The 9,533-nt window shown below is 59.9% G+C and carries 3 protein-coding genes; all 3 read right to left on the reverse strand.

Annotated features, from left to right (window positions below):
• Positions 1-34: 34 nt before the first annotated feature.
• Genes recD through recC form a run of 3 tightly spaced genes read right to left on the reverse strand, consistent with a single transcriptional unit; the run spans position 35 to position 9,260 of the window.
• Positions 35-2,122, reverse strand: a complete 2,088-nt coding sequence (gene recD / locus AC07W5_RS11810; RefSeq protein WP_495023414.1) for an exodeoxyribonuclease V subunit alpha — start codon at positions 2,120-2,122, stop codon at positions 35-37.
• The gene (gene recB / locus AC07W5_RS11815; RefSeq protein ID WP_495023415.1) at positions 2,119-5,811 is read right to left on the reverse strand and encodes an exodeoxyribonuclease V subunit beta; all 3,693 of its coding nucleotides are present in this window, start codon (positions 5,809-5,811) and stop codon (positions 2,119-2,121) included. Before recB ends, recD begins: the two co-directional genes overlap by 4 nt.
• Positions 5,808-9,260, reverse strand: a complete 3,453-nt coding sequence (recC, locus tag AC07W5_RS11820) for an exodeoxyribonuclease V subunit gamma (protein WP_495023416.1) — start codon at positions 9,258-9,260, stop codon at positions 5,808-5,810. The genes recB and recC overlap by 4 nt, the downstream gene beginning before the upstream one ends.
• Positions 9,261-9,533 lie beyond the last annotated feature (273 nt).

Genomic DNA, 9,533 nt, shown 5'->3' on the forward strand with positions numbered 1-9,533 from the left:
GGTGAAATCCTCTCGCCACCGTTACGGCACCGGCTCACCCCAACTCAAGCATCAACCCGCTCAAGCGCTTGACCTTGCGCCGTACCGCCTCTTCGAATACACCGGGCCTTGGCTCGATCAGACTGAACCAGTCCTTGGCCCGGGTAATCCCGGTGTAGATCAGTTCTTTGGTCAGCACCGGGTTCAGTGCATCCGGGAGAATCAATGCGGTGTGGGTAAATTCAGAACCCTGGGATTTGTGCACGGTCATGGCGTACACGGTTTCCACGTCATTCAGCCGGCTGGGCAACACAAAGCGCACACCGCCCTGACCATCGTTGCGCGGAAACGCCACGCGCAGCACCTGACGACCTGCCTGCGGGCCGTCCCGTTCCGGCAGTTTCAGGGCAATGCCGATGTCGCCATTCATCAAGCCCAGACCGTAATCGTTGCGGGTCATCAGCACCGGGCGACCTTCGTACCATTGCTGGTCGCTGTCGATCAGGCGTGCCTTGAGTAGCGCACTGGTGATGCGCAGATTCAGGCCATCAACGCCCCAAGGGCCTTTTCGCACGGCACACAGCAACTGGAACGCATCGAAGGCCTGCAACACATTGCGTGCCCATTCGGTCCAGCGTGGATCCTCAAGCGCAGTGTCGACTGTCGGTCGCTGGCTGCGTAGAAGACTCAAGTAATGCCGATAACCCTGCGGCCCCTCGCCGTGCCCTTCAAGCAATAGCCGCTCCAGAGCGCGATCCTGCTCCCCCTTGAGCGTCAGCGAGAACAAATCGGCATGGGTGCGAACGGCCAGTAGTTTGCGCGCCTCATCGGCCTGCTGCTGATTGACCCTGCGCGCCAATTGGCCAATACCACTGCCCTCACCGAAACGCCGCGAATGGCGCAACATCACCACCTGCTGAGCCAATGGATGAACGTCCTCGGTATCTTCCTGCAAACCGCTGGCACTCAGATGTTCACCGCTGACCGCCTCCAGCCAGACGCGAGTCTGTGGGCTGTACCAACCGGCCTCGGCATCGCGGCACAAATCACCAAGTACCGCACCGGCCTCCACCGAGGCCAACTGATCCTTGTCGCCAAGCAACACAAGACGGGCATGTGTCGGCAAGGCATCGAGCAGGTTGGCCATCATCTCCAGGTCGATCATCGAGGCTTCGTCGACCACCAGCACATCCAGCGGCAAACGATTACCGGCGTGGTGGCGGAAATGACGGGTGCCCGGACGGCTGCCGAGCAAGCGGTGCACAGTGGTGACTTCAGAGGGGATTTTGTCCCGCACGCTGTCAGCGACTGCCAACGTACGAACCTGTTGGCTGATGGATTCGGTCAGTCGTGCGGCGGCCTTGCCGGTGGGTGCGGCGAGACGGATTCTCAGCGGTTTGCCAGACTCCACGGCCGGCGCTTGCAACAGGGCCAGCAGACGCACCACGGTGGTGGTCTTACCGGTACCCGGTCCACCAGTGACGATGCTGAAGGCGCCGCGAGTGGCCAGAGCACAGGCGAGCTTCTGCCAATCGATCGGCACCCCGCTCCTGGCCGCGCCGAACAAGCCACTCAAGCGCTCGGGTAGATCATCGGGCGTTGCTTCATGGGCCGCGAGTCGCTGACGCAACGCGGTATCGATGCGCCGCTCGTAAGCCCAGTAACGACGCAAGTACAAACGCTTGCCGGACAACACCAAAGGGCGCTGCTGCGCGTCGTCACGGCTATCGGCGGCCAGCGCTACCAATCGGCTGGACGCCAACACCTTGCACCAGTGCGCGCCGTCCAGTGCTTCGAGCAGTTGCGACGGCAACAGCATGGCGCCTGTGTGCACATCCCCTTCCGGCGGCAACGACAGGGCGAAGTCCGGCTCCTTGAGGGTCTCGAACAGATCCAGACAGACGTGCCCGTGACCCAGTTGGTGACTGGTCAACGCCGCCGCAAGCAGCACCAGCGAGTCGCCTTGAGGTTCGAGTTCGTGAAGGAAGCCCACAAAGGCTTTGTCCAGTGCCCTCAGCCAGCTGCGTTCGACCCATCGCTCAAGCAACAGCAGCAGATCTTCGGCTCGACTCAGCGGTGCCAGCCCGACCAGGCTTTCAGCGGCCAACGGTGTGGGCAGTAAATCGGCAAGGGAACGACTCATAGCAATACTCCTTGTTCCCAGGCGGGCTCGGCCCTGGGTTGCTCCGGTTTGCCCTGAAACAGCCGATCCAGACGCTCGATCAACTCCCGTGGCGGACGGGTAAAGCACACGCCCTGGCTCGGCGCTCGGGTGCCGCGCAAGAACAGATAAAGCGCCCCGCCCATGTGCCGCTCGTAATCGTAATCGGCGAGTCGTGCCTTGAGCTGGCGATGCAGGGCCAATAGATACAACACGTATTGCAGGTCGTAACGATTGTCGAGAATCGACTGTTCCATCGCCAGTTCGGTGTAGGCCGAATCATCGACACCCAGCCAGTTGGATTTGTAATCAGCGACGTAATAACGCCCTTCGTGCTCGAACGTCAGGTCGATAAAACCTTTGAACATGCCATTGAGCAACACCGGTTCGGCCGCCACCCGGGCAACACCGTTATGGGTGTATTGGCACACCAGCTCATCGAGTTTCAACACATCGACTTTATGGCTGGCGAACCAGAACTCCATCTCGACCCGGTACTGGGTCAGTTGTTCGAACACCACCGGTGACAGTCCAGCGCCGATGCGTAACGGAGCTTGCAGCAGGTGCAGCAACCAATCGCTCAAGGTGCCGATCCAGCCTTCCCAACCACGGCGGTTGCAGCGCCGAGCGATGGCGTCTTCGACACTTCGCCGATCGGCGGCAAAGCCTTCGTTACCGGCCCACTCCAGCAAACCATGGAGAAAGGTCCCGGGGTTCGGTCCACGGGGGAAACGATGGATATCGCCACCACTGGCGACCATTTCCCGAGGTGCATCCGGGTCGAGTCGCTCATCATCGAAGAGCTTCTGCGCTTGCGGACTTTCCGGCGCTTCGTCGCTACCGGCGCTCATACTCTCGCCAATACGCAGTGCGCTGTAAGAGGCAATCCACCAGTTCTCCGCAGCCTTGCGCTTGGGAATCAACGGCGCGAGCAGAACGGCTTCATTGCGCGGCGGTTTGAAACGGATTTCGCTCGCTTCGGGCATTTCGCTGCAACTGATTGCCTCACAGCCTTGCTGCAAGTCTTCCAGCCAGCGGCTCAGACCGGCCGATTCGGTCAACGACAGGCCACCACCGAGCAGATAGCCCAACGCCGACAGGTGCAGGACCGAACTGTTGTTATTGCCGCGCTTGAGGTCCGTGACGCCCAACCAGCAGGCGTGTTGCGCGCGGGTCAACGCAACGTAGAGCAACCGCAGGTCTTCAGCCAGACGCTCGTCATCAGCTTGGGCGATCAGCTCTGCGGTGGGCTTCAACGACACTTGCGCCTTGCCCGAGTCGTCGTGGTAATGCAGCGGCAGGCGACTGCCATCCACCGGTTTTGCCGAGCAGATGAACGGCAGAAACACCAACGGATATTCAAGCCCTTTGGACTTGTGGATGGTCACCACTTTGACCAGTTGCTCGTCACTTTCCAGCCGCAAAATCTGTTCTTCACCCGCCTGACCGGACAACGCCAGATGCTCGGCCAAATGCCGGATCAAGGCTTGTTCGCCATCCAGTTCGGCGGCGGCTTGCTGCAACAACTCGGACAGGTGCAGCAGATTGGTCAGTACCCGCTCGCCATCGCTTCGAGCAATCAACGCCTGGGGCAACTGAAAGTCATGCAGCAGACGGCGCAGCATCGGCAACACGCCCTGGCTGCGCCAGATCGCCCGATAACCACGGAACTGCATCACCCGCGCTTCCCAGGCCAGTTCGTCCTGATTCAAGCGCTCCAGCTCGGCCAATGGCAGATCCAGTGTGATACAGGCCAGCGCAGCACGTAACGGCCGCTCGACATCCGGTTCGGCGCAAGCCTTCAGCCAGGCCAACAGATCGTGGGCTTCTTGAGCTGCGAACACCGAGTCCTTGTCGGAAAGGTAAACGCTGCGTACCCCGCGGGCGGACAACTCACCGCGTACCGCCTGGGCCTCTTTGCCGTCACGCACCAGAATCGCGATATCGGCCGGGAGCAGGCCTCGCATATCCTGACCGTCGCGAACGAATCCCGCGTGGCCCTGCTGGCCGCCATTGAGCAGCGCGACGATTTCACTGGCGCAGGCGGCGGCCAGTTGCTGCCGGTAAACCACACCGGACAATGGCTGCTCGGCAGACAACTGCCAGATATTCAGCGCAGGCACAGGTTGACCATCAATCTGCAAAACTTCTTTACGTCCCTGAGAAGCAACAGGCAGAAAGGGGACGGGGTTCTCGCCAGTTTTTTCCCGGAACAGAAACGCACCACGGCCATGCTCGCGCGACTCGGCGCGCTCGAATACGTGGTTCACCGCGCCGACCATGCCATGGCTGGAGCGGAAGTTAGTGCCCAGGGTATGCAGGCGGCCACTGGTGGCCTGACGCGCGCGCAGGTAAGTGTAGATATCGGCGCCACGAAAGGCATAGATCGCCTGCTTCGGGTCGCCGATCAGGAACAGACCGCATTCGGGATTGTTGTCTTCGATGCGGTAAATACTTTCGAAGATCCGGTACTGCACCGGGTCGGTGTCCTGGAACTCATCGATCAGCGCGACCGGGAACTGCTCGCGAATCAACGTTGCCAGACGCTCGCCAGCGTCGGCCTGCAAGGCGGCATCGAGCCGCAGCAGCATGTCGTCGAAACCCATTTCGGCACGGCGACGCTTTTCTTCTTCAAAGCGCGTACCGACCCACTTGGCCGCATGTTGCAGCACTGCAGCATCCGGGGTCGGCAAGGCATCCAGACTGGCTTTCAGACCGGGCATGGCGTCCAGCCCCGGATGGTCTGGCGCCTGGCCTTTCCAGGCTTCGGCCATACCGTCCGGTGTCAGACGACTGAAACCGGTGCCGATATCCAGTTGCTCTTGAGACTCGTCCTCGGCCCAGGCGCTGATTTTCTCAAACCAGGGTTCGAAGTAACGCGCCTGCATCTTGCGCCCATCGACGGTCTTTTCAGCGACACCTTGCAGACAGATATCCCGCAGCTCGGCCGCCCATTGCAGCCATGGGGTCTTGAGTTGCAGAAGGGCTTCGCGCCGCTCTTGCAGGCAAGCGATAATCAGCTCGGCAGGCTCTTTTCCATCATCAAGACCTTGCTCGCTTGCGAACAAGGCACGCACGCGCGGCAACAACGCAGCCGGGCCTCCCCAATTGGCACGAACCCAGTTCAGCGCATCACCCTGCATCGGGTAGCAAAACAGCCGCCAGTAATCGCGCAGCACTTCACCGAGCAAATCGCTGTGATCGGTTTCCAGGGTCTGGGTAAACAGGCTGCCGCTGTCGAAGGCGTGCTCGCGCAACATGCGCTGACACCAACTGTGAATCGTCGACACCGCCGCCTCATCCATCCATTGAGCAGCGATGTCCAGACGATTGGCGCAAGTTGCCCATTGCTCAGGGCTGTATTGCTCGCGCAACTCGGCGATCAAGTCATCCGGTGCTGGCGTTTCGTCACGGAAAAACCGCGCAGCCTCGGCAAGACGAGTGCGGATACGCTCACGCAGCTCCTTGGTCGCTGCATCCGTGAAGGTCACCACCAAAATCTGCGGTGGCAGCAACTCGCGGCCAAAACCGGCGACCTCGCCACCGTGACCGAGCACCAGGCGCAGGTAGAGCGCCGAGATGGTGAAGGTCTTGCCGGTCCCGGCGCTGGCCTCGATCAGTTGGCTGCCGCGCAAGGGGAAAGCCAGCGCCAGAGGTGTCTTGGTTGTCATGAGCGAACCTCCTCGCTGGCCAATGATCGCCACGGGGCTTCAAGCAGTGGCCGGTAGAGAGCGTTACACCAATCAGCGAAGGTTTCGTCAGCGACGAGTGCGCTGTAATCGGGAAACTGTCGGGCCAATGCCGGGCTTTCGCGACGCTCACCGTCGGTGGTCTGACCGTCGCCTTCATAGGCCTTGCATGCGGCCGCTTCGGCTTTGACCGGATCGCTCTGGCCAAGCCAGGCGAAGGCAGTCTTCACCGCAACCGGCAATGGCTGACGCATCCCCGATTGCCAGGCCTGCAACAGATCGCCCAAAGAATTAAGGGCTGCGCTCTGCTCTATGGGAGCCAGCAACAAGGTGTCGTCACTGGCCACCAGCGCCGTGGTCAGCGACAACCCGCTCGCGCAAGCCGCCAGATGATTGACCCAGGGCCGAGTCAGCCGATGCCATTTGCGGATCTTGATTGAACCAATGCTGTTGGGAATCGTGGTGACAGCCAACAATCCTCCATCGCTGCGCTGATGCAGACCACTGAGCCAGCCCTCGAGGCCGACTCCATGCTGCTCGAGACTCACCGGCAAGGCACTGTTGAGCGGCGTCGGCCATAAAGCCAGCAACTGTTGATAGCGTTGCAGCAAGTCAGGCAGTGGCTCGATCAACTCCTGTTGCAAGCACTCACCAAAACCGGCCATTGGTAACAGACCGCTGCCCTGCAGGCGTTTTGCTTGAGCCTCCAAGGCCAGCTCGGGTTGTTCCGGATGGGTAAGCGCCGCTTCAAGCAAACTGTCGCTCAGGCTATAGCGTTGCAACGCATCAAGTACAAAGGGTTCCTCATCCGCCAGAGGTGCCTCGGCGGCCTCGAAAAACACCTTGAGCCGTTGGCTGAAGAAATGTCGCACCGGGTTTCGCAGGAAATCCTGTAACTGACCCAGGCTCAGCGGCTCTTCCTGAACATAGGCCGTCAGCGCTGGAAGCTCGGCGACGGCCTCGTGTGTCTGGTGAAGCAACTGCCACTCTCGGGCGTAGCTGAACAGTCCGTCGCCTTCATGAAAATAACGGGCGCTAAAGGGTTGCAGTGGATGTTCCTGGGTCATTGCATCAACAAGCGACTCATCGCTGTTCGACAGATGCCAACCGCTGGCCAGATGATCGCGCAACTGGCCTATCAACACTGAAGCCGGACGCTCGCTGTTGTCACGAATGCTGCGGCCGACCCAGCTGATGTAGAGCTGATCACGCGCCGAGAGCAAGGCTTCGAGCAGCAAATAGCGATCATCCTCACGCCGCGAGCGGTCGCCGGGACGGTAATCGCTACCCATCAGGTCGAAGTCCAGCGGCGGCTGCGCGCGCGGATAGTCGCCGTCATTCATGCCAAGCAAGCAGACCAGTTTGAAAGGGATAGCGCGCATCGGCATCAAGGTGCAGAAATTCACCGCACCGGCCAGAAAGCGTTGCGACAAGCGCCCCTGATCAAGCCCCGCCAGCCAGGCCTCACGGACGACGGTCAGCGGTAACTCATCCTGCAAACCTACCGACTCACAAGTCTCCAACCAGCTTTCGCGCAACTCTTCGAGCTGGGCCAGGAGGTAGTCGTCATGCTCATTGCTTGCCAGGAAGAACAACTGCGATAACGCATGCAGGCGCTCCCCCCATTGCTGCGGCGGCGCAGGTAACGAGAGTTCCTGGTGGGCAATCTGCAAGGCATCAAGCAACGCGACCAGCGGGCCGATCAACGCCGCGTCCAGACCACCTATTTCATCGTAAGGTTCGATGCCGTCACAAGCCGCTCCGCTGCCTACAACATAGCCGAGCAGCATACGCCGCAGGCCGAAGCGCCAACTGTTCTGCTCCAATTCATCCGGTAGACCAAGCCCTGCGCGCTGTTCGGCATTCATGCCCCAGCGAATACCGGCGCCTTCAATCCAGCGATGCAAGGTCGGCAGGTCACGCTCCTCTACGCCGAATCGAGCACGTAAGGCTGGAACATCCAACAGATCGAGAATCTCGCTGACCGGGAAACGACTGTCGGGCAATTTGAGCAGATGTTCCACGGCTATCAGCAGTGGATCGCGGCCGCGTTGGCCTTGGTCAGTCAGAGTGAAGGGAACGAAACGTCGGTCATCTCGCTCCAGTTGGCCGAACACGGCGCGGATATGCGGAGCGTAACTGTCGATATCCGGGACCATCACGATCACATCGCGAGGGCGCAATTGCGGATCGGCGCTGAATCGGGCGAGTAATTGGTCGTGAAGAATTTCGACTTCACGCTGGGCGCTGTGGGCGATGTGAAAACGGATCGACTCATCGTGTACAAGGTCAACACTTGGCCAATGTTCACGGGTTTCATTCAGGGGGCGAAGTTCGAGGATATCGTCCTGCAACTGGTTAAGCATATTCTGCGGCCGGCTTTCGCTGAACAGATCGATCCGCCCATCGCGAAAGGCCGAACGATAGCTGTTGGGATCATCATAGCTGTCGAGCAGATTGATGTAGTCGCGACCCTGTTTGCCCCACGCGGCCAACAACGGATGAGCATGTTGATGCAGGGTTTGCGGATCGAGCGCTGCGGGCATTCCCGCCTTGCGCGCTTGACGCTTGTATTGGTGCCGTAGCAGGTCTTTATCGGCGACGATGTCGGCCCAATGGTGACGACATGGGTTATGCACACAAAGCAAAACCTGACTGAAACGCGCCAATCCAGCAAGAGCTTCCAAGGCCTGGGCCGGTAACGAAGAAATGCCGAAAACGATCACTCGGGAGGGCAATCCTTTGGGAGCTGTATCCAGGCTGTTGATCCGCTCAATGAAGCGTTGATGAACTCCGGCACGACTTTGCGCCATGCCCTGCTCACCCACATCCAGCAGCAACGCTCGCCACAACTCAGCCTGCCAGCAATTTGCAGGCGTCAGCGCCTTGGCTTCGCCTCTGCCATTGCGCAGTTGATGGCGACCTGCTGCCCAGTCTTCCAGCCAGTCGGCTCGATATACCTGGTATTGATCGAACAGATCCGCCAAGCGTTCAGCCAATTGATAGCGCTTACGTAGATCTGTGTCGTGGGTAAGAAAGCGTTGCAAGGGTTCGAAGTGCGGCTGATCAATCAGCTCTGGCAACAAGCGCATCAGCCGCCAGGTCAGCGGGGCTTTATCCAGCAGGGATTTGGCCGGAATTTCATCACGACCCAACACCATACGATAAAGCTGCCACATAAAGCTGCCAGGCAATTGCACATCGATGGCGGCCGCTATTCCACAGCCGCCCATATCGTCATCTTGCGGGTCTTCAGCCAGCGCGAGCTTCAACCACTGGGCGATGCCGTTGCTCTGCACCAGGGCGATTTCATTTTCCAGGGGGGTGAGCGGATAGCGCCGCATCCAACTGACGACAAGACTACGCAACTCGTCCAGGCGGTTGCCGTGAACCACCATAAAACCAGCACTGAGGGACGTCGCGTCCGGCATAAAGGCTTCCTTGGAAAATGCAAAAGCTAGGGCCGAACCTTAGCACTGTCGGAGGGCCGGGGCAGCAGCGCGTGCCTGAAAGCTGCAGGAGCAGCCGGTCGACACTCGAGTGCGCGCCATGGCGTCTTGGAAATCGCCATCGCGAGCCAGCCCGCGCCGACAAATCGCGCGCAAAACAAAACCCCTACCTGCAGATGCAGATAGGGGTTTCGGAAGTTAATCTTGACGATGACCTACTCTCACATGGGGAAACCCCACACTACCATCGGCGAT

The sequence above is a fragment of the Pseudomonas sp. GW821-FHT01E05 genome (assembly GCF_059422425.1).